Here is a 23693-nt window from a genome sequence, read left to right on the forward strand (position 1 = left end):
GCGGCATTCGATGCATCCTTCCGCACTCGGGGCAATCGCATATGGACCTTCAGCGGCCGCGCAGGCACTCGGCCTCGTGGTTCGAGACGCGCCGCAAGCGGCGCTCCTCACCATGAGGGTCTACTATTGTGACGCAAAACAAGACGTCATCCCCGCGCAAAGGCTTTGCCTTTGTCGCTGGAGGAGCCCGCCAAAGGCGGGCATCTCGAAGGATGGCCGCGAGGACGGTGCCCGCCAAATCTTTCCGAATGCGATTGCCCTGCCCCGCAACCGGAGAGGGAGCGCAGGTTTTTCGCGGATGCAATTAACCTGGGGCGTGGACTCATAAATCTGGGATATCGCTTCCGAGAGGAAATGCGGACACGCGGCGCAGACCGCGGGGATGTCACCTTGTGGACCAACTTCGCCGCTTCCGACTGGTCCGGTATTGGGTGCAGTCCGGACTTCTCATCAACGATCCTCGACCGTGGCATTTGACCCGAATCGGACATCCTTTGATCTAGATCAACCCGAAATTGAGCCCTCCCGTTTCTGTATGCCTCACCATTCGTCAAGGGACCCCACTATCGAAAACGCATTCGAGCGAAACAGCTCTTCGAGCAGTGTCACGAACGAAGCAACGCACGCCGCTGTTGCACCGACCTGGAGGTTTGGTCTTCGTATTCTGCCGCAATTCGAGCCCAATGCGAAGGCGAGGCTACGGCTGCTGGAGACGCCAGCTATGTTGATCTGCTGACGTGTCTTCAGATGACGGATGGTACAAATCCGAATTCTAGTACCAGTCTTAAGGGCGCTAGCAGAAGGAAATCTCCGAAGTGATTGAAACGCGCATTTAGCAAAGCTTTCACTCCAAGGCGCAGCCTGTGGTGAGTTGATCTAAGCGGAGTGCGATTCGCTGTTTTCCCTTGAGTATGACAGGACGTCCTGAAAGGCGCGGCAAGATGTTCACATTCCGAACATCGATAACCTTCGCTGTGATGGCATTCGTTGCCGCGCTGGCTGGACTCTTGATCTTCATTCAGTTCTGGACCCTACGTCTGGCCGCCGAGGAGGCGGCGTCCGCCCGCATGGATGCGGCCAGCGCAGAGACGCTGGGGCGCCTTCAGAATGAAATCTCCAAAATCACGTCACTTGTTCACGTGCTGTCGAGCAGTTCAAGCGTCGCCGATTCAGAGGAAAGATCGGAAGTCGGCCCCGCAATTCCACTGTTCAAGACCGCTCTCCTCGAAGTGCCCAAAATGGACTCAATCTATGTCGGCTACGACAATGGAGCCTGGTTGCAGGTGCGGCCTTTGGACCAACTGAATGAGGAGGAACAGGCGAAGCTAAGGGCGCCGCTGGGCGCTTCCGTTAGCGTCAGCTTGATCCGTCCTACCCCATCCGGCGCCTTGCCCATGCGACGGATCTTCGAAGACCCGCAAGGCAACCAGCTCGAGCAGCTCGATCTGTGGAAATACGGTTACGACCCACGTAAGCGGTTCTGGTATATTGACGCGATCAAGGCCGACCGGGTCGTCATATCGTCGCCCTACGTTGCATTCAGCATCGGCGCACCCGTGATCACCGTGAGCGCGCCGTTGCGGGGGAAAGTGCGCGGCGTCATCGCGGCCGATCTCAAGCTCGACGATTTCAGCGATTTCGTCTATGCGCAGCGGCCAGGGGAGCACGGAACAGCCCTGATTTTCGATCAGGCCGGGATGCTTGTTGCCCACCCGGATTTTGCGCAATTCGTCGCAAATGCGATGACGCATCCCTCGCACCCGCAGCATTTCAACCTCAAGGAAATGGGCGGCGGACTGGCCGCGTCGATCCTGAAAGCGTGGAATGGTGGCGGCCAGTACGATGGAAGTATTCGCGAGCGAGGGCTAGATTTTCTTTTCCGGCTGAGGAAATTCAAACTGGGTGAGCAGTTTAGCCTCAACGTTCTGATGATCGCGCAGCAAGATGATTTCGTAAAGGATATCCAGAAGCTGCAGCGCGTCGGGCTAATCATCGCGGTGACTGCTTGCGCTGCCTTTGTGCCAGCTGTTTGGCTTTTCGGGAGCAAGATATCACGTTCTTTGAAAACCATAACGGTCCAAGCCGGCAAGCTCCAGACGCTGCGTGCCCCCGACAGCTCACCGGTCGGTTCATACATCAAGGAGGTTCAAGAGCTCGGCCTCACCGTGAGCCTCGCGCAGCGCGCAATCTGGTCGTTCTCGCGATTTGTCCCCAAGGAGCTCGTCAGGCGAGTCGTCGACAATTCAATCTCCAGTGAACTTGGCGGCGTCAGGCAAGAAATCACCGCCCTCTTCACCGACGTTCGCGGCTTCACGACCATTGCTGAATCATCGGACCCCGATGCTCTCATGCACCAGACATCCCGCTATTTCACTGTGTTAACGGAGGCCTTTCTCGCCGAGGCCGGGACGGTTGACAAGTTCATCGGCGATGCGGTGATGGTTTTCTGGAACGCCCCAAATTCACAGCCCGATCACGTCGAGCGCGCTTGTCGGGCAGCTCTTGCAGGCAAGATTGCCAGCGAACAGCTTAACGCCCAATTCGAATCCGAAGGCCTACAGCCGTTTTTCACGCGGTTCGGCATTCATGTCGGCGAGGCCGTGGTCGGCAACCTCGGTTCGGCCGAACGGATGAACTACACGGCCCTTGGAAGCACAGTGAATCTGGCCGCCCGCCTCGAAGGCCTGAACAAGGAACATGGAACCGCTATCCTCGCCAGTGAGGACGTTTACTCTCGAGCCCGGCATTGCTTCCGGTTCAAGGAGATCGGTTCGGTCATTGCCAAAGGCATGACCAAGGCAACCCTCATTTTCGAACTCATTGAGGCAGGGGGATGAAGACCTCGTCGTCGACAGCGCCCCGTCGCCGGTTCGGATGGGGATTGCTTCTGTTGCACCTGCTGTTTGCCGCTCCTGTAGCTGGCGCAGACGACAACACCATTCGGGTCGGCATTCTTCATTCGCTTACCGGCACCATGGCCATCAGCGAGTCGGTGCTCAAGGACACGGTACTCATGCTGATTGACGACCAGAACCGGAAGGGTGGTCTGCTCGGGCGGAAACTCGTGCCGATTGTTGTCGATCCCGCCTCCGACTGGGATCTCTTCGCCGAAAAGGCCCGGGATCTGCTCACGAAAGAAAAGGTCGCAGTCGTGTTCGGCTGTTGGACCTCGGTATCACGCAAGTCCGTCCTTCCGGTCTTCGAGCAAATGAACGGCCTGCTCTATTATCCCGTCCAGTACGAGGGTGAGGAAAGCTCCCGCAACATCTTCTACACGGGAGCTGCGCCCAATCAGCAAGCGATCCCGGCCGCTCGATACCTGATGAGCAGGGAGGGCGGCGAGGTTCGCAGGTGGGTTCTTCTCGGCACCGACTATGTCTATCCGCGCACGACCAACCGGATATTAGAAGCCTATCTCGCCTCAGAGGGCGTTTCGCAGGAAGACATCATGACGATCTACACGCCATTCGGCTACGCCGACTGGCGTGAGATCATCGAGCGCATCAAGAAGTTCGGAACCGAGGGGAAAAAGATCGCGGTCATTTCAACCATCAATGGCGATGCCAACACATATTTCTACAAGGAGCTCGCAGCGCAAAAGGTGGACGCCAATTCCATTCCGGTCATGGCATTCTCTGTCGGCGAGCGCGAGCTACTGGGCATGGACGCGAAGTCTTTGGCCGGCCACCTGGCGGCCTGGAATTACTTCCATTCAGTCAAGTCACCCGAAAATGACGCATTCATCAAAATGTGGAAGGAGTTCACCGGAGGCAAGGATGAAACCACCAATGACCCGATGGAGGCCACCTTCGTCGGCTTCAGGATGTGGGCGCAGGCTGTGGCGCAAGCGGGCGCGACAGAGGTCGATTCGGTTCGTCAGGCCATGTACGGGCAAAGGGTAAAGGCGCCAAGCGGCTTTGAAGAGGTTATGAACGCCAACCACCACCTTTCGAAACCGATCATGATTGGCAAGATCGACGCCGCCGGGAAGTTTGAGGTCATTTGGCGATCGATCAATCCGATCAGGGCCGACGCCTGGAGCAAGCACATTCCCGACAGCGCCAAGCGTACCGCCGATTGGACTTTTCCTTGGGTGTGCGGAGGGTGCATCGAACCGACCTTCAAAGAGTGGTGAGGGTTCGTTGCTCCGGTCGATTGATCGGACTGTATGCGAGCGCTACCCACAACCGATGTCTCCAGTTGGCCCGTTTGCGACATGCCGATAGGCGCCGACCAGTCTGCTCGTTGGGCAAGATCGGAAGTCGCGGTCGCGGTGTCAGAACGACGCGATTGACCCACAGCGGCCATTTGCTTGCGCGCAGCGCATCCTACGGAACCAAAATAGGGAAGATGCTGGCCAATCTCCAACCAGCGTCTGTCTTTACGTAGATATGGCTCAGCAGAAATAGGCTTGGTTGAGCGGCTTGTCCGGCAGGCGCAATGCTGATCAATGTGGGCGCAACCAACTGTGCGACGCCCGGCGACAACTCGGTGATCTTAATCTCGTCGGGCTTTGGCTCAAGCTTCCAAGTGCCTTGGTAATATTGTTCGAAACGCTTTAGCGCTGCGTCATGGCCCCAAAACGGCGAAGGCCGTCCGCTTTGCGGGTCCCGCGTAATCCAAAGAAACTGCGGTGAATCTAGAAGGATTTCACCGACTGCTTTCAGATCGTGGGCATTCTGGGCGGTAACGAATTTGCTGAATAGCACCTTCACTTCGTCTATCGTTCCTGCCCTCGCCCAGCCGGAAACAGTGAGCATCATCAATGAAGCAAGCGCTAGGCCACTAAGGATTCTTCTGGTCGGAGTCCTCCTTGACATACTTCCCTCCATCGTTGGCTCAATCAACGCCATTACGTCCGGTGCCATCGCCGGGCCCGCTCGCTTGAATGCTACTGCAGAGTCCACGGATCCGGAATGGAAACTGGGGCCGCAATTGGCCCGAACGCGAAAATGCCAACGGCACTAAGCATGTCGGGTCATCGGGGAGAACCGGAAATGACGGACCGACTGTCCAACCGACGCTCATGACCCGAAGCGGAATTCGATGCCAACGGCGCCAATTCCATTTTCTGGGCGTCACCCATAAGATGCGCAAGCTTCTGAGTGAAAGGATCGGCTCGAATGGTCAGCAGGGTTGTCGCGTTGCTGTCTGCCTTCGCCATTGTCATCGGTGCTGCTCAAGCTGGGAATGACGACTTGAAGCCATTGGAGAAGATTGTTGGAACTTGGCGGCTAGTCGCCGCATCGCCAACCAGCCCGCTCCAAGCAGGTTTTATCACGTACACCGGCGACGGCAGGATGTCGGCAATTCTAAGACACGGCGGTCGGAAGCCGCTTACAACTGGTGACCGGATATCAGCCTCGGTTGAAGAGCGTGCCGAAGCGTTCGCCACCCTCTTCGCGTACGCCGGCAGCTATGATGTTGTGGGTGACAAGATCGTGCACCATGTGGAAATCGCCTCCGTCGAGAACTGGGTCAATACAGACTTGATCCGTCTCGTTCGATTTGACGGCGATAGAATTACCCTTACGACGCCACCGCTTTCTGTCGGAGGAAAGATTCAAACCACCGAATTGGTGTGGGAACGCGTTCGGTAAGCGTCTGCTCATGACGCCTTTGAGACCCGCCGACCATCAGCTGTCCGTTAGGGTAGACCAGAAGTGAAAGCCGGGCAGCCAAATCGACGCGAAAGACCCGGAGCGGACCCGAGCAAGCGTGTGGACCAGATGATTGCGGCGTATTGGAAACAGTGGTTTCATCGCGCTGGCCACAGCCAAACGTTCAGCACGGAGGCATGTCGTGCCAAAATATAATTGGAGCGTCTCTCTCGCAATTTTGCTGTTTGCCTCAACTTCTCTTTCTGCTCAGTCGGAGGAGCGATGCTCCGTAGGCGCCCTGAAGGGCAGCTACATCTTTGTCGGAAGGGGTTTTATTGAAGCCATCGAGCCGACCATACAGCGCGTTCACTACGGGATTTTCGTCTTCGACGGTGCCGGGAAGCTGTCTGGCAAACAATCATCGAGCCGTGGTGGCAAGATAGGCCGCGAAAAACTGGAGGGGACATACACGTTGGATGCGGATTGCACCGGCACGCTCGCACTCGCCACAGTCGGTTATGGCAAGCCCGGCTTCGAGACCCACTGGGACCTCTATGTTGCTGAGGACCATAAGCGCGGGCACATCGTTCGGATGGACGAGGGCAATATGGCCGTCCGCAGCTTTGAGAAATAGCCGCAACGGCGCTGGGCCGAGGCCGAGTTGATGGCAGCTTTTGGCCCTGGCGGACATTCACCAAAGCATCGCCGATGTCGGCTTTTGAGAGCGACACGGACCTCGCGATCCGCTCGCACACACTGGATTTTGGTACACGCCCTGGTCTCATCACGTTTGAGCGCGGCGCCGTCACAAATCAGAAACACGAATTCTCAATGCGTGCACCGAAACGACGTGCAGACACACGCGCGCGATGTCATGCTTGCGTTCGCCGCGACGCTTCGCTTACGAGGTCGCGAGCGGACTCGCTGGGCTCCCAGCGAGCTGTTCATTTCAGATCATTGCCCATGGAGATTTCGATGAAGATCACTGCCTCGATCCTGCTTGCCGCCGCGGTCGCATTGTCGTCCGCGCCGGCCAACGCCACCGTCCTCGATCTCTCGACCATGACCTGCAAGCAGTTCGTCGAAGGCGGCGACGACACCATCAAGATGGTGCTGGTCTGGATGGATGGCTGGTACAAGGGCGATTCCGACGAGGCCATCATCGACACCGACGTGTTCGCCGAGAACGCCAGGAAGTTCGGCACCTATTGCGGAAAGAATCCGACCATCAGCATCGTCAACGCCGCAGAGGCCGTGCTTGGCAAGTAAACTTGCTACGCAAACTCCTCGTGGAGCGTGAGCCTCGAAGGATCGACGGCCACCAGCCGGGCCGATTCATCCTTCGAGATGCGCGCGAGAGCGCGCTCCTCCAGCGACAAAGGCTTCGCCTTTGCGCGGGGATGACGGGTCTGAAGGCGGGACAACATTTTCCGACGTCGTCCCTGCCTAGTGCGCAATTGCGCACGGGAGCAGGGACCCATAACCACAGGGTCTTATTGTTGAGGAAGGCTGTGGCCCCAGCCCTGCGCAACGATGGCCTTCGGTGGTTATGGGTCCCGGCTCCGTGCGCAACCGCGCACTCGGCCGGGACGACACTGATGTTTGGTGCAGCTCCTACGCCATACATTCACATCCTCCCTGGATGAGGAGATAAGCCGGCTATGATGCAAGGGGCCTATCCCGGCAGCATCGCGAACGCGCTCGACACCATCGCCACCGGCTTGTTGTCGGTGGCGGAGGATAGCGTGACGCGGCCGAAGCTCATGGTGCGGCCGAGCCGGACCACGCGGGCGTCGGCCAGCACATCGGAGGCGGTCACCGCGCGCATGAAGTGCGTGGTCTGGTCGACCGTCGTCATCGGCCGATAGCCCTTGTTGGCCGCGAGATTGGCCAGCACCATCGCGGTGTCGGCGAACGCCATCAGCGCCTGGCCGCAGACGATGCCGCCATTGCGGCACAGCCGCTCGGAAAACGGCATGCGCAGGATCGCGCCGGGTTGCCAGTCGGGATCGCCGCCGGCGGGGGCTGCGATGTCGAACTGCTCGACCGACAGATTGAGGTCCTGCACCCATGGCGCAAAGACGTCGCCGAGCACGCGTTTCGCATCGTCGATCCCGAATTCACCGGCCTGCTGCATGACGTTCCGTTCCCTCCGCTGATGTTCTTGCTTGGGTTACCTATCGCTTATTTGGCCGTGACATGCACGCCGGGCCTCTTGCCGTCATTCCACTTGCCGTCGATGGCGCGTTCGATCTGGGCGGCGAGTTGCAGCAACAGCCCGTCATCGGCCTGTTTGCCGATCGCCTGAATGCCGAGCGGCAGGCCGTGCTCATTGGTCGCCAGCGGCAGCGAGATGGCCGGGATGCCGCAGAGATTGGCGAGCGGCGTGAAGGCGAAGTTGCGCCAGAGATTGCCGAACCAGTCCAGCACCAACGGATTGTCGCTGATGGTGAGATATTCCGTGGTGCCGACCTTCGGCGTCGGCAGCGCCGTGATCGGCGTTAGGATGATGTCCCAATCCTCGAAGAAGGAGCCGAAGCCGCGAGACGTCGTGTTGAAGACAGCCTGCATGCGCGCGCGATCGGCGAAGCTGGTGTCGCGGCCATGCTCCCAGATGCGGATATTGATCGGTTCGATCAGATCCGCCGGCGGTCGCTCCAGTCCGCGTGCTGCGAGCATGTTGCCGATCACGACGGCGAAATTGCTGATGTAGCAGGTGGTCTGTGCCGCGAAGGCGTCCGCGTAGTCGATCGCCGGCAATGCGTAATCGACCTGATGGCCGAGGCCTTCAAGGAAGCGTCCGACCCGCTCGAGCTCGGCTGTGATATGCGGCGTCGCGCGATAGTCGCCCCAGCTGTGCGACAGCGCGATTCTGAGCCGGCCGGGGTCGCGCGCGACCATCGCGGTATATGGCTCAGCCGGAGTCCAGAACGGCATGAATTCGCCGGGCGCGGGGCCGCGGCAAGTGTCGACGAAGGCGGCGGTGTCGCGCACCGTGCGCGACTGGCAGCCCTGGATCGAGACCAGCCCGGAGAGATCCGACAGATGCGGCGCGAGCGAGAACACGCCGCGTGACACTTTCAGTCCGATATTGCCGTTGACGCCGGCGGGAATCCGGATCGAGCCGCCGCCGTCGGTCGCATGCGCGATCGGCACCGCGCCGGCGGCGACCATCGCCGCGCTGCCGGCCGACGAGCCGCAGGTGGTGTAATCGGTGTTCCAGGGATTGCGCGTGACATAGACCGCGGGGTTCTCGGCCGAGCTGCACACCCCGAACTCCGGCGTGGTGGTGCGGCCGATCAAATTGAGACCGGCCTTGCGCAGCTTCGTGGTCAGGAAGGTGTCGTCCGCGGCGCGATTGCCGCGCATCATCAGCGAGCCCATTTCCTGCAACCGGCCCTTCAGCGTCGGGCCGAGATCCTTCATCAGGAAGGGCAGGCCGGCGAACGGGCCGTTGAGATCGGCGCCGTCGCGCGCGGGATCGGCGATCACGTCGTCGAACAGCTCGACCACGCCGGAGAGCGCGGGATCGACCTTGGCGACCGCGGCGGCGGCCTGGGACGCAAGCTCCCGCGGCGTCAGCTCGCCGCTCCGGACGCGCTCGGCGAGCGCCGTTCCGTCATGCTGCGTCCACTCGTCCCAGCTCATCGCCAAAGTCATTTGATCGATTCCTTTTCTGCTTTGTTGCGCACTGTAATTTGCGCCGCCGCCCGGTCAAATCGTCGCGCGGACGCTGCGCTCCGGCGCGCCGGCGCGACGTTGCAAGGGCCGTGCCCGGCTTGAAAATGCCCCAGTTTTGGCGCCCAATCGCCCGTTCGTCATGTGGGGGCGCGTACATGTTCCGCAGGTTGATGTTGCTGGGCGGCGTGATTGCGATCGGGCTGGTGCTCAGTGGTTGCACGCGATGCGGTCCGATCTGGGACGACTGGGTCCAGTCGCCGAAATCCTGCAAGTCAGACCACCTCTAGGGCAGGGACCGGCACGCTTGGCCGGATGCGCTTGGCCAGACACGCTTGGCGGCGGCTTTCTTGCGGTGATATACCGCGGACGAAAATGCAAGGAGCGTTCTCATGAGAGTTTTGTGCGCAATCGCGGTCGCGGTGCTGCTGTCGGCGCCGGCCTATGCGCAAATGCCGAACATCAACCTGATGCCTGACGTCAAGACCAAGACCCAGGAGGAGAAGGATCAGGACGCGGTCAATCAGAGGGCCTACAAGGACTCGCTCAGCAAGATTCCCGATGCCAAGGGATCGTCCGATCCCTGGGGCGTGGTTCGCAGCGACCCGCCGAAGGCGGCAGCCCATCCGGCCAAGCCGAAGACCAGGACCGGCAGCTCCACGCAACCCGGCAGCTCGACGCAGCGCAGCCAGTAAGGGCCGTTCGCCCGGCTCCTGCAGACTCGGATTCTCCCGGCGCCGCCCCTATATTGAGGGCGTCGTCAGTTGGTCCGGAGTTGCGGCAATGGTGTTTCGTCCGCGCGATCTCGCCAGCCGGATGGCCGAGCGGCGGAAGCCGGATGACGGCTATCTGCGCGAGACCTTCAGCCTGCCACGAGATCAAGCCCGCTTGCGGGCGCGTGACTTTCTCGAGCGCTACCCGAAGGCCGCTTATATGAGCGCCGTCGAGAGCTGGCGCGAGCTTCCCGGCGGCGACATCGAGTTCACGATGCGGCGGCTGGCCAGCGCCGACTGAAGCGTTTTCCCGCAGCGGATGCCGGCGCGCGTGGAGCTCTTCATGACAGGGGTCCCGAGCGTCGGCGCTGATTCAATCCGGAGACCGGGCTGTCATCCCGGCGGAGCGAGCCGGACGCACTGCGCCTCATTCCCCATCGCCGCGGTCACGGGTCTGTCCCCGCCCGAGATTGTTCAACTCACGGTCGATCCGCAGCTGCACGCGGCGGATCGCCAGGAGATCGAGCTTCGCCTCGGTCTTGCCTGTGAAGACCCGATCGCCGATCTGGAAACGCCATTTCCAGACGCCGGCCACGAGCTGCGTGACGCTGAATTCGACGCCCTTGTGAATCATCTGGAATGGTTCCGCGAATGAATGGCGGTCGTCGACAATTAAACTAAAGGTTGCAACAATAGACAACACTCGCAAAGCGCTAGAGTAAAGGCTGCGCCCGTTCGGGCGTCGTTGGGGGACTCCCGGACGGGATCCATTGGCCAGCGGCACCGCTCGTCACGCGAGGCGCAATTCGTATGGATTGGGCCGGGCCAAAGCTATGAACACTGCTGGAATCCGAGTCTTCCCTTGAACGCTACGGAGTTTTCTTAGGCGTCAGGAGGGGTACCAAGGTAGTATGCAGATTGTGCCAGCCGCTATCGGGACGTCGCCAATCCTGCGGATAACCTTTTGATTGTCCGAGCAGTTTCCGATGGCGGTTGCACCTCGTGCTTCCGGAACTTTGTTCTTGCCCGGAGAACTACGGTCCGGGGCCGGCGATCGCCGGAAGCAGATGTTTGAGCGCGGTGTCCGGTGGCTTGCTCGATTCGGAGCGCAACTCGGGGCGCAGGGTGGCGATGCTCGTCGGCATGATCGGGATACCGCTTATGCCTCCCGCAGGTTTTGATCACCCTATAATGGCCGACGAACCCAAGGGGCTTCATTGCCAATCCGTTCGCGGAGAACATCGTGCGAGCGAACTCGGTAGTCCTACTGAGAACGCACTAAGGCACGGTTACGACTAGCTTAATTTGATTACACGCGGGTTGGAATTCGGCTTCCGGCGTCGCCGCTTACGCGGCCTCTATCGTGAACAAGTTTATACCTGCTGGTACTTGCCGAAATAGGCCACTCGCCAGAACAAAACAGGCCACTGATCCCTTCCGTAGTTTTACGAGCTGGAAGATGACGACGAGGAAGAGGCCGCCAACTGAGGCGGCCTCTGTTTAAGCGGCCCCAGCAACCTTGGGGGGCCTGTGATGGCTTTGGGATGCTGGGACCATCTACCAGCCCCTTGCGAGTGGGAGGGGCGGGTCCCTCAATTCATTCCAAACACAGCAAGTGCTGCGATGGCGATGGGGCAAAGCCCCAATACGACGATGCCTGCGCGGAAAATGTTTTCAGCCATGGCACGATGTCCTCTGATCGAGGAAGCGCCCCTAGTGTACGCCCGTAACTTTTCCCGTTCAAAGTGCAGTTAGTGCCAATCATTCGCCACCCGTAATCCTACGGGCACTGCGAAATCAGGAACTCCGTTCACCCACGGAGAACCCCGGTAACACTTCTCCTCTGTGGATGGAGGACAGTTGGCGCACCATCACTATTGCTATGGGCAGAACATCCGATGGGCGACTCAGTAGTCCTACCGAGAACACCGGCTAACCCTTGGTTGCTGCTTCGTTAAAACCAAAACAGGCCACTCGAAATTTCAAAGCAGGCCACTGAGGATGGAAACAAGCCAGTACCTACCTTCTCGAAAGAACATATTGCGAACATAGAACAAACGTGGTACGAGGTTCCTATCAACAACGCATTCCACCTGATCACCGCCTGATCTCTCATCGCCCGTTTGTCCCGCTAGCGAATCCCCGCCATAAGGAGCACATCCCAAATGTCCGCTACTGCACTGCGTATCGTCGAAGGATCCTCCATGGACAAGTCCAAGGCCCTCTCAGCCGCGCTCTCCCAGATCGAGCGCCAGTTCGGCAAGGGCTCGGTGATGAAGCTCGGCAAGAACGACCGCTCGATGGATGTCGAGACGGTGTCGTCGGGATCGCTCGGGCTCGATATCGCGCTCGGCGTCGGCGGCCTGCCGAAAGGACGCGTCGTCGAGATCTACGGGCCGGAATCCTCGGGCAAGACCACACTGGCGCTGCACACCGTGGCGGAAGGCCAGAAGAAGGGTGGTATCTGCGCCTTCATCGATGCCGAACACGCGCTCGATCCGGTCTATGCGCGCAAGCTCGGCGTCAACATCGACGAGCTCCTGATCTCGCAGCCGGACACCGGCGAGCAGGCGCTGGAGATCTGCGACACGCTGGTGCGCTCCGGCGCGGTCGACGTGCTGGTGGTCGACTCGGTTGCGGCGCTGGTGCCGAAGGCCGAACTCGAAGGTGAGATGGGCGATGCGCTGCCCGGTCTGCAGGCGCGCCTGATGAGCCAGGCGCTGCGCAAGCTCACCGCTTCGATCAACAAGTCCCATACCATGGTGATCTTCATCAACCAGATCCGCATGAAGATCGGCGTGATGTATGGCTCGCCGGAGACCACCACCGGCGGTAACGCGCTGAAGTTCTATGCCTCCGTCCGTCTCGACATCCGCCGCATCGGCGCGATCAAGGAGCGCGACGAGGTCGTCGGCAACACCACCCGCGTCAAGGTGGTGAAGAACAAGCTGGCGCCGCCCTTCAAGCAGGTCGAGTTCGACATCATGTACGGCGAAGGCGTCTCCAAGATGGGCGAGATCCTCGACCTCGGCGTCAAGGCCGGCATCGTCGAGAAGTCCGGCGCCTGGTTCTCCTATGACAGCCAGCGGCTCGGCCAGGGACGCGAGAATTCCAAGGCGTTCCTGAAGGCGAACCCCGACATCACCGCGAAGATCGAAGCCGCGATCCGCCAGAACTCCGGCCTGATCTCCGAGCAGATCCTCGCCGGCGCGCCCGAGCGCGACGCCGAGGGTGAGGAGCCCACGGAGGAGTAAGTCTCAAGCATGATCCGGAAAAGTGCGAAGCGGTTTTCCGAAAAGATCATGCTCAAACGATCACATCATTTCGCTGCAAGCGGGCGCTGAGGACGTTGAGTTGCCGACGTCTTTGGCGCCCGTTTGGTTTTGTGCGGCGTTCGTAAGGTTGTTGGTCCTCATCTTGCGGTGCTGACGCCGTTGCGCGTAGCCGGAGAGTATCGTGACAAGTCTGATCCTTGCGACCAGCGATCTCGCGAGCTATCGCCTGAGGCAGGCGGGCAGGGCGGATATCGTCGTCGGGTTGAGGCCGCGCTTCGTTTGGGGGCCAATGCCCTCATCAGCTGAGCTTACGCGCTTGCTGGCCGCACGCTCCGCAAGCCATGCCGATTTCGACACCCACTGGCTCGACTTCGCGAGTGCAAGATGGCTGGGCTCGATCGGCAATGACGTCGGTCTCGTCGAGCTGTGCGAGCGTTGCGACGGCATCGAGGTATGGGCTGATCCGCAGCCGAATGATCAGTTGGTCCTGTTCTGGTTGCTCGATGTGCTCCGGCCGCACCGGCACATCGTCTCGAAGCTCAGTCTGGTCCAGACCGATGTCGAGATCGCCAGGTACCCAGGCAAGAACTCGGCGAAATGGCGGTTGCCTGCACTTGCGGTGACCGATGACCGGTTGGAATTGGCCGCTCGCGCCTGGAACGCCTATCGCGCACGGACTCCCGAGCCTTGCTTCGACCTTCTCATGCACGATCTGTCCGCCATACCGCAGCTCCGTGCGGCGCTCATCGCGCTGCTCGAAGAGCTTCCCGGGCGGGAAAGCGGCCTCGGCGCGACCGAGCTGCGGATGCTGGAGCTCGTCGCCGAAGGCGAGACCAAGCCGGGGGTCCTTTCGAGTGAGTTGAACAGAGAACGCGGCGTGTTCGATTTTCAGGAAGCAGACCTGATGCTGGATGGTCTCGCCTATTGTCGATCGCCGGTCCTTGCTGGTTTGCCTACAGCGCGCGCTGGGGCGGATGATTGGAAGGCGCATCAAGAACGAATGTTCAGTCGGCTGTCGGTCACCGATTTTGGCCAGGAGGTGCTGGATGGCGAACTTGACTTCAGCCAGTACAACCCGATCCACCGCTGGTGGGGTGGCACGGAACTGACCAACGAGCGGCTGTGGCGCTGGGACGCTGAGAGCCGCACGCTGATCGTTCCATAGGTTGGATCGACGCGCAGGGCGCGCAAAATTGTCGTCCAGCGAGAGTCTGAGACTTGAATAGACGCGACCCGAGATGAACCGTCATGAGCCGACTTATTCTCACATTCACGGATAGCGGGGCAGGAGGCTTGAAGGCTGCGCGGCTTGCCGATTGCGTTGTTGGCATCGAGCAGCAGTTCGTCTGCGGACGATTGCCGACATCAAGCGAGCTCGACGCCTTGTACGCGCCGCGCGCGGCTTCGCATGGTGCCGAGCCTCACTGGCTGGATAATCTCACCGGAGGATTGGTTGAGGATGCACGCGGCCGGGGCCTTGGACTAATCGAATTTTGTGAACGTTTCGACGCCGTCGATCTGTGGGTCGATCCCGATCCGAACTCGCAACTGCAATTGGCCTGGCTGCTGGACTACCTGCGTCCGCATGTAGGCGTTACATCCAGGCTTGCGATACTCCAGACGGATCACATCATCGGCGCGCAGCAACCGACCGGGTTGACCGCCTGGCAGCCGCGCCTCGCTCCCATCCGTGGTGATCATCTCGAAGCCGCCAGCGCTGCATGGACAGCCTGGCGCGCATTGACCCCGGAGCTCTGGTTCAATTTGCTGGATCAGGGTCTAGGTGCGCTTCCGCGATTACGGAATTCAGTCGTCGCGCTGCTGGAAGAGCTTCCATCGCTTGGCTCCGGGCTTGGCGCGTCGGAAATGCGGATGCTGGAGTTGCTGTCGGCTGGGCATGACCATCCGTACGACTTGTTCCCGGGACAAGAGAAACCCAACGAGCGGCAGACGTTCGGCTATTGGGAGATCGGAGCCTTGCTGGATGGACTGGCTCGTTGCCCGGTACCGGCCATCGGAGGCCTCGATGAGGGGCCATTCGATCTCGACATGCATGAAGACCCTGACCGCCACCAACGCTACAAGCGAAGCCGGCTTGCGCTGACCGGCCTCGGCCAGGCGATCGTCGATGGCGCCGCCGACTTCAGCCAGTACAATCCGGTCCATCGCTGGTGGGGCGGCACGGAGCTGACCAATGACCGGCTATGGCGCTGGGACGTCGAGAGTCGCAGCTTGGTCGCTCCGTAAGGCGTATCACTACGCCAGCGCCTTTTCCCGGCTCGCGATCAGCGCACGCAAGTCTTCCGTCACCGCGACCGACTGATGCGTCTTCTGGTCGGTGGCGACCCAGATGATCTCGCCGGTCGCGCGCAAACCGTCGGAGCCCTTGGCGAAGATCGCAAGCGCGAGGTTGATAGAGGAACGGCCGATCCGCGCGACACGCACGCAAACCTCGATGTCCTCGTCGAACCGGATCGGCGCCTTGTATTCGACGACCGATTTCACCGTGTGAAAGTCGACGCCGGTCCGCGCCACCTCGCCGAGATAGTCGTAGCCGAGCGCGCGGAAATACTCGGTGATCGCCGTATCGAAGTAAGTCAAATAGTGAGCGTTGAACACAACGGCCTGCGCGTCGACTTCGGAGTAGCGGACGCGGAACGGGAAATGAAACCAGAATTCCTCGCGCATGTTTCCTCCTGCCGCGGGCGGCGCTGTTTGTTCTCGTTCGTTCCGCGATCCACTTTTTGCGATCGCGGCGTGCGAGCCGCGGTTTCGGCGGATCGGCGGAGACGACGAATTCTTTTCGTCGCGGCTGACGGGGTGAGCCACGGGGCTCACCCCAGATTTGGGCATCCCGGACGGTGCATGCGTCGGGGAGTTTGCGGCCGCTACTCCGCCGCCTGCGCGTAATCCTCGATCGGTGGGCACGAGCACACCAGATTGCGATCGCCGTAGACGTTGTCGACGCGGCCGACCGGGCTCCAGTATTTGTCGGACCGTGACACGCCCGCGGGGAAGCAGCCCTCGGCGCGGGTATAGGCCCTGTTCCAGGCATCGTCGGCGATGTCGTGGACGGTGTGCGGGGCGTGGCGCAGCGGCGAGGCTTCGATCTTCCAGCGGCCTTTCTCGACCTCCGCGATCTCGCCCCGGATCGCGATCATGGCGTCGCAGAACCGGTCGATCTCGAACTTCGATTCCGATTCCGTCGGTTCGATCATCAGCGTGCCCGCCACCGGGAAGCTCATGGTCGGCGCGTGGAAGCCGTAGTCGATCAGCCGCTTGGCGATGTCGTCCACGGTGACGCCGCTGGTCGTCTTCAGCGCACGCGGGTCGATGATGCACTCATGCGCGACGCGTCCGCGCTCGTTGCGATACAGCACCGGGAAGTGCGGCTGCAGCCTTGCTGCGATGTAATTGGCATTGAGGATCGCAATCTCAGTGGCGCGCGTCAGCCCTTCACCGCCCATCATCAGGATGTAGATGTAGGAGATGGTCAGGATCGACGCCGAGCCGAAGGGCGCGGCCGATACTGGGCCGATGGCGTGTGCTGTCGCGCCGTCGGTCGCGGGATGGCCTGGCAGATAGGGCGCAAGATGCGCCTTCACGCCGATCGGGCCCATGCCGGGGCCGCCGCCGCCATGCGGAATGCAGAAGGTCTTGTGCAGGTTGAGATGGCTGACATCGGCGCCGTAATCGCCGGGCCGGGAGAGCCCGACCTGCGCATTCATGTTGGCGCCGTCGAGATAGACCTGTCCGCCATGCGCATGCACGATGTCGCAGATCTCGCTGATATGCTCCTCGAACACGCCGTGGGTCGACGGATAGGTGATCATGACAGCAGCGAGGTTGGCCGAATGCTTCTCCGCCTTGGCGCGGAGATCATTGACGTCGACGTCGCCGCGCGCGTCGCAGGCGACCACCACGACATCCATGCCGACCATCGCGGCCGAGGCCGGATTGGTGCCGTGCGCGGAGGAGGGGATCAGGCACACCTTGCGGTGCGGCTCGCCGCGCGCCAGGTGATAGCCCCGGATCGCCAGCAGCCCGGCATATTCGCCCTGCGCGCCGGAGTTCGGCTGCAGCGACACCGCGTCGTAGCCGGTGATGTCGCACAGCCACTGCTCCAGCCGCTTGAACAGCGCGTGATAGCCCTTGGCCTGATCGGCGGGCGCGAACGGATGCAGATTGCCGAACGCCGGCCAGGTCAGCGGGATCATCTCGGTGGTGGCGTTCAGCTTCATCGTGCAGGAGCCGAGCGGGATCATCGCGCGGTCGAGCGCGAGGTCGCGATCACTGAGCTTGCGCATGTAGCGCAAGAGCTCAGTCTCCGAGCGATGCGTGTTGAACACCGGATGGGTGAGGAATGCGCTGGTGCGCCGCAGTTCCTTCGGCAGCGCCTCGCGCGCGGCCGCCTCGATCTCGGCAAAGCTGAGCTTGCCGCCGAACACGCGCCACACCGCCTCGACGGTCTCCGGCGTCGTGGTCTCGTCGAGCGCGATGCCGAGCGTGGTCGCGCCGACGCGCAGATTGATCCGCTCCGCCAGCGCGCGGGAGACGATCTCGATCTGTTTTGCTCCGGCCTCGACCGTCACGGTGTCGAAGAACGCCTCGCTGGTCGGCGCAAAGCCGAGCTTGCGCAGGCCGGCGGCGAGCACGGTGGCGCGGCGATGCACGCCGCGTGCGATATGGGTCAGGCCTTCGGGGCCGTGATACACCGCATACATCGAGGCGATCACGGCGAGCAGCACCTGCGCGGTGCAGATGTTGGAGGTCGCCTTCTCGCGGCGGATATGCTGCTCGCGGGTCTGCAGCGCGAGGCGATAGGCCGGTGCCCCACGCGAATCCACCGAGAGGCCGACGATGCGGCCGGGCAGCGAGCGCTTCAGCGTGTCGCGTACCGCCATGTAGGCGGCGTGCGGTCCGCCATAGCCCATCGGCACGCCGAACCGCTGTGCCGATCCGATTGCGATGTCGGCGCCGAGCTCGCCGGGCGAGGTCAGCAAAGCCAGTGACAGCAGGTCAGCGGCGACGATCGCAAGCGCGCCCTTGGCGCGCAGCGATGCGATCGCTGGCCGGAGGTCGCGCACCGCGCCCGATGTTCCCGGATATTGCAGCAATGCGCCGAGCACGTCGGCGTTGTCGAGCTCGGTCAGGGGATCGCCGACCACCAGCGCCCAGCCCAACGGCGCGGCGCGCGTGCGCATCACCGCCAGCGTCTGCGGATGCACCTCCTTGTCGACGAAGAACACTTTCGCCTTGACCTGCGAGTGGCGCTCGGCGAGCGCCATCGCTTCGGCGGCCGCGGTCGCCTCGTCGAGCAGTGAGGCGTTGGCGACGTCGAGCCCGGTGAGGTCGCAGATCATGGTCTGGTAGTTGAACAGGGCCTCCAGCCGGCCCTGGCTGATCTCGGGCTGGTACGGCGTATAGGCGGTGTACCAGGCCGGATTTTCCAGGATGTTGCGCTGGATCACCGCGGGCAGGATGGTGCCGGAATAGCCTTGGCCGATCAGCGAGGTGAACACCTGATTCTGCGCGGCAAGCTCGCTCATATGCGCGAGCGCCTCGGTCTCGCTCAGCGCGCGGCCGAGATCGAGCGGCGCCTTCTGGCGGATCGACGCCGGCAGCGTCTCATTCATGAGCGCCTGCAGGCTCGCGGCGCCGACCGTCTCCAGCATCGCGTTGACGTCGCGCGGCGACGGTCCGATGTGGCGGCGGACGAAATCGGTGGCGGCTTCGTTGATCGGCTTGAAGGGCGCGTTCATGGGCTGATCCTCGGGTGATCCTTTAGGCGGTGTGCGCGGCGTAGGCGGCTTCATCCATCAGGCCGCCGAGCTCGCCCTTGTCTGATATCTTCAGCTTGAAGAACCAGGCCTTGCCGCCGGCATCCGAATTCACCAGCGCCGGCTCGGCCGCAAGCGCCTCGTTGACCTCGATCACCTCGCCGGTGATCGGCGCGTAGACGTCGGAAGCGGCCTTGACGGATTCGACGACGGCAGCGGCCTCGGCCTTCTTCAGGCTGCGGCCGACCTTGGGCAGTTCGACGAACACGACGTCGCCGAGCTGCGATTGCGCGTAGTCGGTGATCCCGATCGTGGCGACGTCGCCCTCGATGCGGAGCCATTCGTGGTCGGACGTGTACAGCGTCGTCATGGGGTCGATCCTTCAGCGTTTAGCGTTTGTAGGTGTTGGGAACGAAGGGCGTGGCGGCGACTTTCAGAGGCAGCCGCTGACCGCGCACTTCGGCGAAAACGGTGGTACCGACCGCGGAGAGCGCAGTCGGCAGATAGCCCATCGCAACCGGCGCATTGAGGCTCGGGCCGAAGCCGCCCGAGGTCACCTTGCCGATTGGCTCGGCCGAGGTGGCGTCAGCAAACAGCGAGGCGCCTTCGCGCACCGGCGCACGGCCGTCGGGCTTCAGGCCGACGCGGCGGCGGGCGGCGCCATCAGTGAATTGCGCGAGGATCTTGTCGGCGCCCGGAAAGCCGCCGGCGCGGGCGCCGCCGCTGCGGCGGACTTTCTGCACCGACCATTCCAGCGCGCCTTCGACCGGTGTGGTGGTCGTATCGATGTCATGTCCATAAAGACAAAGCCCGGCTTCGAGCCGCAGGCTGTCGCGCGCGCCGAGCCCGATCGGCAGCACGTCGGGATTGTCCAGCAGCGCCGTGACCAGGACTTCCGCCTTGTCCGCGGGCACGGAAATCTCAAAGCCGTCCTCGCCGGTATAGCCGGAGCGCGAGACGAAGCAGTCGATGTCGGCGACACGGCGCGGGCCGGCGTCCATAAATTTCATCGAACTGACATCTGCACAAAGTTTGGCCAGCGCCGATTCGGCCTTCGGTCCCTGCAGCGCGATCAGCGCGCGGTCGGCCAGCGACACGATTTCGCAGGCATCGGAGAGATGCGCGCGCAGATGCGCCTCGTCCTCTTCCTTGCAGGCAGCGTTGACCACCAGGAAAAGGTGATCGCCGAAATTCGCCACCATCAGGTCGTCGAGCAGGCCGCCGTCATTGTTGCTGAATTGCGCGTAGCGCTGCCGTCCCGGCGCGATGCCGACGATGTCCTGCGGCACCAGCTTCTCCAGCGCGAGCGCGGCATCAGCGACCTTGCCGGATTTGGCCTTCAATACGAGCTGGCCCATGTGGGACACGTCGAACAGGCCGGCGTCCTTGCGGGTGTGCAGATGCTCTTTCAGCACGCCGGCCGTGTACTGCACCGGCATGTCGTAGCCGGCGAACGGCACCATCTTGGCGCCGCGCGCCAGATGCAGCGCGTGCAGCGGGGTCTGTTTCAGAGGGGAGTTTTCGTGCGCACGCATCACAGGGCCCTCGCGGTTCCCGCCGGGGACCTATTTCCCCTTGAGAAACCTGCAGAAAGCCCCATCTGTCGCTGTGCCTGAGAGTATTATCCCGTCGGCGGACGCAATCGGGGAGAACCCCAGCGCCTCTTTCCAGATGTCAGACGTCACGCGGTCCTTTTGCCTGAGAGTTTCCGGGGCGGTTGCTCCTTCGGCGCCGGCCCAGGACAGGGCCAGTCTCTCCCGACGTGACTACTTACAGGTAGGACCAAAACACGGCCCCGCCAAGGCTGTCAACGCAGCAGGGGCGACTATCAACGGGCTTTGTGCTGTTGCGGCAAGCCCATGATCCGCCTGCACAGTTTCTGGACACCGCAGCTGGCAATGTCTAAAAGCGTTCGGCCGGAAAATGACGCCTTTTTGCGGCTGGCCGGCCCCTTTTTCCGATTGGATGAACATGAGCAGCGTCAACGACATCAGGTCGACATTTCTGAACTTCTTCAAGGAGAACGGCCACGAGATCGTGGCCTCGTCGCCGCTGGTCCCGCGCAACGACCCGACCCTGATGTTCACCAATGCCGGCATGGTGCAGTTCAAGAACGTCTTCACCGGCGTCGAGAAGCGCAGCTATCAGCGCGCCACGACGTCGCAGAAGTGCGTCCGCGCCGGCGGCAAGCATAACGACCTCGACAATGTCGGCTACACCGCGCGCCATCTCACCTTCTTCGAGATGCTCGGCAACTTCTCGTTCGGCGACTACTTCAAGGAGCGCGCGATCGAGCTCGCCTGGAATCTGATCACCAAGGATTTCGGGCTGAAGAAGGACAAGCTGCTCGTCACCGTCTATCACACCGACGACGAGGCGGCGGGCTACTGGAAGAAGATCGCGGGCTTCTCGGATGACCGCATCATCCGCATCCCGACCTCGGACAACTTCTGGGCGATGGGCGACACCGGCCCGTGCGGTCCGTGCTCCGAGATCTTCATCGATCGCGGCGAGCACATCTGGGGCGGACCTCCTGGTAGCCCCGAGGAGGACGGCGACCGCTTCCTCGAGTTCTGGAACCTGGTGTTCATGCAGTACGAGCAGGTGACGAAGGAGGAGCGCGTGGCGCTGCCGCGTCCCTCGATCGACACCGGCATGGGGCTGGAGCGCATGGCCTGCATCCTGCAAGGCGTCGAGAGCGTGTTCGAGACCGATCTGTTCCGTCATCTGATCGATGCGGCCGCATCAGCGCTCGGCCACGGGCCGAACGCGCAGAACGTCGCGTCGTACCGGGTGATCGCCGACCACCTGCGCTCGTCGGCGTTCCTGATCGCCGACGGCGTGCTGCCGTCGAACGAGGGCCGCGGCTATGTGCTGCGCCGGATCATGCGCCGCGCGATGCGCCATGCGCAGCTCTTGGGCGCGAGCGAGCCGCTGATGCATCGCCTGGTCTGGGCGCTGGTCCGCGAGATGGGCCAGGCCTATCCGGACCTGGTGCGTGCGGAGAAGCTGATCGAGGAGACGCTGCAGCTGGAAGAGACCCGCTTCCGCAAGACGCTGGTGCGGGGACTATCGATTCTCGACGAGAAGAGCGCCGGCCTCAAGAAGGGCGACATGTTCGACGGCGATACCGCATTCACGCTGTACGACACCTATGGTTTCCCGCTGGATCTGACGCAGGACGCGCTGAAGTCGCGCGGCATCAGCGTCGACCAGGCCTCGTTCACCGACGCGATGAACCGTCAGCGCGAGAAGGCGCGCGCCTCCTGGGCCGGATCGGGCGAGGCGGCGACCGAGACCATCTGGTTTCCGCTGCGCGAGAAGCTCGGTGCAACCGAATTCCTCGGCTATGAGACCGAGAGCGCGGAAGGCGTGGTCACGGCATTGCTCAAGGATGGCGCCGAGGTCGAGGGCCTCAAGGCCGGCGAGAGCGGCGCGATCGTGCTGAACCAGACTCCCTTCTATGCGGAGTCCGGTGGCCAGGTCGGCGACATCGGCATCCTCACCGGCGAGGGCGTCAAATTCCGCGTCACCGACATGCAGAAGAAGGCGGGCGATCTGTTCGTGCATGTCGGCACGGTGGAGCAGGGTACGCTGAATGTCGGCACCGCCTTGCAGCTCGAAGTCGACCACGCCAGGCGTTCGTCGATCCGCGCCAACCACTCGGCGACGCATCTGTTGCATGAGGCGCTGCGCCAGGTGCTCGGCGATCATATCGCGCAACGCGGCTCGCTGGTCGCGCCCGATCGCCTGCGCTTCGATTTCGTGCATCCGAAGCCGATCACGCCGGAAGAGCTCGCCCGGGTCGAGGACATCGCCAATGATGTTGTGCTCGAGAATGACGAAGTGACGACCCGGGTGATGGGCGTCGACGATGCCCGCGAGGCCGGCGCGCGCGCGCTGTTCGGCGAGAAATACGGCGACGAGGTCCGCGTCGTCTCGATGGGCAAGAGCGCCCGCGAGCACGGCCAGAACGCGCTCGGCTGGTCGGTCGAGCTCTGCGGCGGCACCCATGTTCGTCGCACCGGTGACATCGGCCTGATTTCGGTGACCAGCGAAAGCGCTGTGGCTTCCGGCGTCCGTCGCATCGAGGCGCTGACCGGACGTCACGCGCGCAAGCATGCCAATGATACGATGGCACTGGCGAAGACCGCTGCGGCCGAGCTGCGCACCACGATCGAGGACGTCCCGGCGCGCATCACAGCCCTGATGGAAGAGCGCAAGAAGCTCGAGCGCGACCTGTCGGATGCCAGGAAGAAGCTCGCGATGGGCGGCGGCGGAGCGTCGTCGAACGGCGCCGCCTCCGGCGTTCGCGAGGTCGGCAACGTCAAGCTGCTCGCCCGCGCGGTCGAGGGCGTCGAGACCAAGGACCTTAAGAGCCTGGTCGACGACGGCAAGAAGCAGATCGGCTCGGGCGTGGTCGCGATCGTCGGCGTCACCGAGGACGGCAAGGCCGGCATCGTGGTCGGCGTCACTGCCGACCTGACCTCGCGCTTCAACGCGGTCGAGCTCGTCCGCAAGGGCTCCGAGGTGCTTGGCGGCAAGGGCGGCGGCGGCCGGCCCGACATGGCGCAGGCCGGTGGACCCGACGGCGCCAAGGCCGACGCAGCGCTGTCGGCGATCGAACAAGCGATGGCCGGCGCCTGA

Annotated in this window: 20 protein-coding genes and 1 riboswitch; of the genes, 11 read left to right on the top strand and 9 right to left on the bottom strand. The window is 62.2% G+C overall.

Features of this window, described 5'->3' with window-relative positions:
* Positions 1-941: 941 nt before the first annotated feature.
* Together H8A95_RS01295 and urtA are read left to right on the top strand one after the other, a co-directional pair.
* Entirely contained in the window at positions 942-2837 is a 1896-nt protein-coding gene (locus H8A95_RS01295; RefSeq protein ID WP_229181441.1) for an adenylate/guanylate cyclase domain-containing protein, read from the top strand.
* Positions 2834-4135, top strand: a complete 1302-nt coding sequence (gene urtA, locus H8A95_RS01300) for an urea ABC transporter substrate-binding protein (RefSeq protein WP_229181442.1) — start codon at positions 2834-2836, stop codon at positions 4133-4135. The genes H8A95_RS01295 and urtA overlap by 4 nt, the downstream gene beginning before the upstream one ends.
* Before the next feature lie 193 nt (positions 4136-4328).
* On the opposite strand, the gene H8A95_RS01305 is transcribed toward urtA, so the two are convergent.
* Positions 4329-4763, bottom strand: a complete 435-nt coding sequence (locus tag H8A95_RS01305; RefSeq protein ID WP_229181443.1) for a nuclear transport factor 2 family protein — start codon at positions 4761-4763, stop codon at positions 4329-4331.
* A gap of 360 nt (positions 4764-5123) precedes the next feature.
* Between H8A95_RS01305 and H8A95_RS01310 the strand changes: the two genes are divergently transcribed.
* The 3 genes from H8A95_RS01310 (at position 5124) to H8A95_RS01320 (ending at position 6869) form a co-directional block, all read left to right on the top strand.
* Positions 5124-5600, top strand: coding sequence for a lipocalin-like domain-containing protein (locus tag H8A95_RS01310; RefSeq protein ID WP_229181444.1), 477 nt, complete (start codon positions 5124-5126; stop codon positions 5598-5600).
* A 202-nt stretch (positions 5601-5802) separates the two neighbouring features.
* Positions 5803-6234, top strand: coding sequence for a hypothetical protein (locus tag H8A95_RS01315; protein ID WP_229181445.1), 432 nt, complete (start codon positions 5803-5805; stop codon positions 6232-6234).
* A 341-nt stretch (positions 6235-6575) separates the two neighbouring features.
* Positions 6576-6869 (top strand): HdeA/HdeB family chaperone, encoded by a 294-nt coding sequence (locus tag H8A95_RS01320; RefSeq protein WP_229181446.1) that lies wholly within the window; start codon positions 6576-6578, stop codon positions 6867-6869.
* A gap of 406 nt (positions 6870-7275) precedes the next feature.
* On the opposite strand, the gene H8A95_RS01325 is transcribed toward H8A95_RS01320, so the two are convergent.
* The 3 genes from H8A95_RS01325 to H8A95_RS01335 are packed head-to-tail and all read right to left on the bottom strand — an operon-like array spanning position 7276 to position 9552.
* Positions 7276-7737 carry a PaaI family thioesterase gene (locus H8A95_RS01325; RefSeq protein ID WP_229181447.1) on the bottom strand — a complete coding sequence of 154 codons (462 nt, stop codon included), beginning with the start codon at positions 7735-7737 and terminating at the stop codon, positions 7276-7278.
* A 47-nt stretch (positions 7738-7784) separates the two neighbouring features.
* A complete protein-coding gene (locus tag H8A95_RS01330; RefSeq protein ID WP_229181448.1) occupies positions 7785-9260 on the bottom strand; it encodes an amidase in 1476 nt (491 codons plus the stop codon).
* Positions 9220-9552 (bottom strand): hypothetical protein, encoded by a 333-nt coding sequence (locus H8A95_RS01335; protein ID WP_229181449.1) that lies wholly within the window; start codon positions 9550-9552, stop codon positions 9220-9222. Before H8A95_RS01335 ends, H8A95_RS01330 begins: the two co-directional genes overlap by 41 nt.
* A 118-nt stretch (positions 9553-9670) precedes the next feature.
* On the opposite strand from H8A95_RS01335, the gene H8A95_RS01340 reads away from it, so the two are divergent.
* Entirely contained in the window at positions 9671-9973 is a 303-nt protein-coding gene (locus tag H8A95_RS01340; protein ID WP_229181450.1) for a hypothetical protein, read from the top strand.
* 88 nt (positions 9974-10061) lie between these two features.
* Entirely contained in the window at positions 10062-10292 is a 231-nt protein-coding gene (locus tag H8A95_RS01345; protein ID WP_076858713.1) for a hypothetical protein, read from the top strand.
* A 126-nt stretch (positions 10293-10418) separates the two neighbouring features.
* Here H8A95_RS01345 and H8A95_RS01350 read toward each other — a convergent pair whose 3' ends face one another.
* Entirely contained in the window at positions 10419-10625 is a 207-nt protein-coding gene (locus tag H8A95_RS01350; protein ID WP_229181451.1) for a hypothetical protein, read from the bottom strand.
* A 1531-nt stretch (positions 10626-12156) separates the two neighbouring features.
* Here H8A95_RS01350 and recA point away from each other — a divergent pair.
* The 3 genes from recA to H8A95_RS01365 all read left to right on the top strand — a co-directional run bounded on the left by recA (position 12157) and on the right by H8A95_RS01365 (position 15513).
* Positions 12157-13245 carry a recombinase RecA gene (recA, locus tag H8A95_RS01355; protein WP_229181452.1) on the top strand — a complete coding sequence of 363 codons (1089 nt, stop codon included), beginning with the start codon at positions 12157-12159 and terminating at the stop codon, positions 13243-13245.
* A gap of 202 nt (positions 13246-13447) precedes the next feature.
* On the top strand, positions 13448-14431 hold the full coding sequence (locus tag H8A95_RS01360) for a hypothetical protein (protein ID WP_229181453.1): 984 nt from the start codon (positions 13448-13450) through the stop codon (positions 14429-14431).
* 83 nt (positions 14432-14514) lie between these two features.
* Positions 14515-15513, top strand: coding sequence for a hypothetical protein (locus H8A95_RS01365; protein WP_229181454.1), 999 nt, complete (start codon positions 14515-14517; stop codon positions 15511-15513).
* A 9-nt stretch (positions 15514-15522) separates the two neighbouring features.
* Here the strand turns inward: H8A95_RS01365 and H8A95_RS01370 are convergent, their stop codons facing one another.
* From H8A95_RS01370 to gcvT, 4 genes are all read right to left on the bottom strand, one after another.
* On the bottom strand, positions 15523-15954 hold the full coding sequence (locus H8A95_RS01370) for an acyl-CoA thioesterase (protein WP_229181455.1): 432 nt from the start codon (positions 15952-15954) through the stop codon (positions 15523-15525).
* Between the two features lie 200 nt (positions 15955-16154).
* Positions 16155-19028, bottom strand: coding sequence for an aminomethyl-transferring glycine dehydrogenase (gcvP, locus tag H8A95_RS01375; RefSeq protein WP_229181456.1), 2874 nt, complete (start codon positions 19026-19028; stop codon positions 16155-16157).
* Positions 19029-19050: 22 nt separating this feature from the next.
* Positions 19051-19416 carry a glycine cleavage system protein GcvH gene (gcvH, locus tag H8A95_RS01380; RefSeq protein ID WP_074124812.1) on the bottom strand — a complete coding sequence of 122 codons (366 nt, stop codon included), beginning with the start codon at positions 19414-19416 and terminating at the stop codon, positions 19051-19053.
* 19 nt (positions 19417-19435) lie between these two features.
* Entirely contained in the window at positions 19436-20581 is a 1146-nt protein-coding gene (gene gcvT, locus H8A95_RS01385; RefSeq protein WP_229181457.1) for a glycine cleavage system aminomethyltransferase GcvT, read from the bottom strand.
* 142 nt (positions 20582-20723) lie between these two features.
* A riboswitch (glycine riboswitch) is annotated at positions 20724-20816 on the bottom strand.
* Positions 20817-21017: 201 nt separating this feature from the next.
* On the opposite strand from gcvT, the gene alaS reads away from it, so the two are divergent.
* Positions 21018-23693: an alanine--tRNA ligase gene (gene alaS / locus H8A95_RS01390; RefSeq protein ID WP_229181458.1), complete on the top strand. Its 2676-nt coding sequence runs from the start codon at positions 21018-21020 to the stop codon at positions 23691-23693.

It is taken from the genome of Bradyrhizobium oropedii, assembly GCF_020889685.1.
GTDB lineage: Bacteria > Pseudomonadota > Alphaproteobacteria > Rhizobiales > Xanthobacteraceae > Bradyrhizobium > Bradyrhizobium oropedii.

Bases quoted from the DNA above. Each gene is read 5' to 3' on its own strand.
- urtA (WP_229181442.1), top strand. From the start codon at position 2,834: ATGAAGACCTCGTCGTCGACAGCGCCCCGTCGCCGGTTCGGATGGGGA.
- H8A95_RS01305 (WP_229181443.1), bottom strand. From the start codon at position 4,763: ATGATGCTCACTGTTTCCGGCTGGGCGAGGGCAGGAACGATAGACGAA.
- H8A95_RS01340 (WP_229181450.1), top strand. From the start codon at position 9,671: ATGAGAGTTTTGTGCGCAATCGCGGTCGCGGTGCTGCTGTCGGCGCCG.
- gcvP (WP_229181456.1), bottom strand. From the start codon at position 19,028: ATGAACGCGCCCTTCAAGCCGATCAACGAAGCCGCCACCGATTTCGTC.
- gcvH (WP_074124812.1), bottom strand. From the start codon at position 19,416: ATGACGACGCTGTACACGTCCGACCACGAATGGCTCCGCATCGAGGGC.
- alaS (WP_229181458.1), top strand. From the start codon at position 21,018: ATGAGCAGCGTCAACGACATCAGGTCGACATTTCTGAACTTCTTCAAG.
- H8A95_RS01320 (WP_229181446.1), top strand. From the start codon at position 6,576: ATGAAGATCACTGCCTCGATCCTGCTTGCCGCCGCGGTCGCATTGTCG.
- H8A95_RS01330 (WP_229181448.1), bottom strand. From the start codon at position 9,260: ATGACTTTGGCGATGAGCTGGGACGAGTGGACGCAGCATGACGGAACG.
- H8A95_RS01325 (WP_229181447.1), bottom strand. From the start codon at position 7,737: ATGCAGCAGGCCGGTGAATTCGGGATCGACGATGCGAAACGCGTGCTC.
- H8A95_RS01370 (WP_229181455.1), bottom strand. From the start codon at position 15,954: ATGCGCGAGGAATTCTGGTTTCATTTCCCGTTCCGCGTCCGCTACTCC.
- H8A95_RS01350 (WP_229181451.1), bottom strand. From the start codon at position 10,625: ATGATTCACAAGGGCGTCGAATTCAGCGTCACGCAGCTCGTGGCCGGC.
- gcvT (WP_229181457.1), bottom strand. From the start codon at position 20,581: ATGCGTGCGCACGAAAACTCCCCTCTGAAACAGACCCCGCTGCACGCG.
- recA (WP_229181452.1), top strand. From the start codon at position 12,157: ATGTCCGCTACTGCACTGCGTATCGTCGAAGGATCCTCCATGGACAAG.
- H8A95_RS01365 (WP_229181454.1), top strand. From the start codon at position 14,515: ATGAGCCGACTTATTCTCACATTCACGGATAGCGGGGCAGGAGGCTTG.
- H8A95_RS01345 (WP_076858713.1), top strand. From the start codon at position 10,062: ATGGTGTTTCGTCCGCGCGATCTCGCCAGCCGGATGGCCGAGCGGCGG.
- H8A95_RS01295 (WP_229181441.1), top strand. From the start codon at position 942: ATGTTCACATTCCGAACATCGATAACCTTCGCTGTGATGGCATTCGTT.
- H8A95_RS01310 (WP_229181444.1), top strand. From the start codon at position 5,124: ATGGTCAGCAGGGTTGTCGCGTTGCTGTCTGCCTTCGCCATTGTCATC.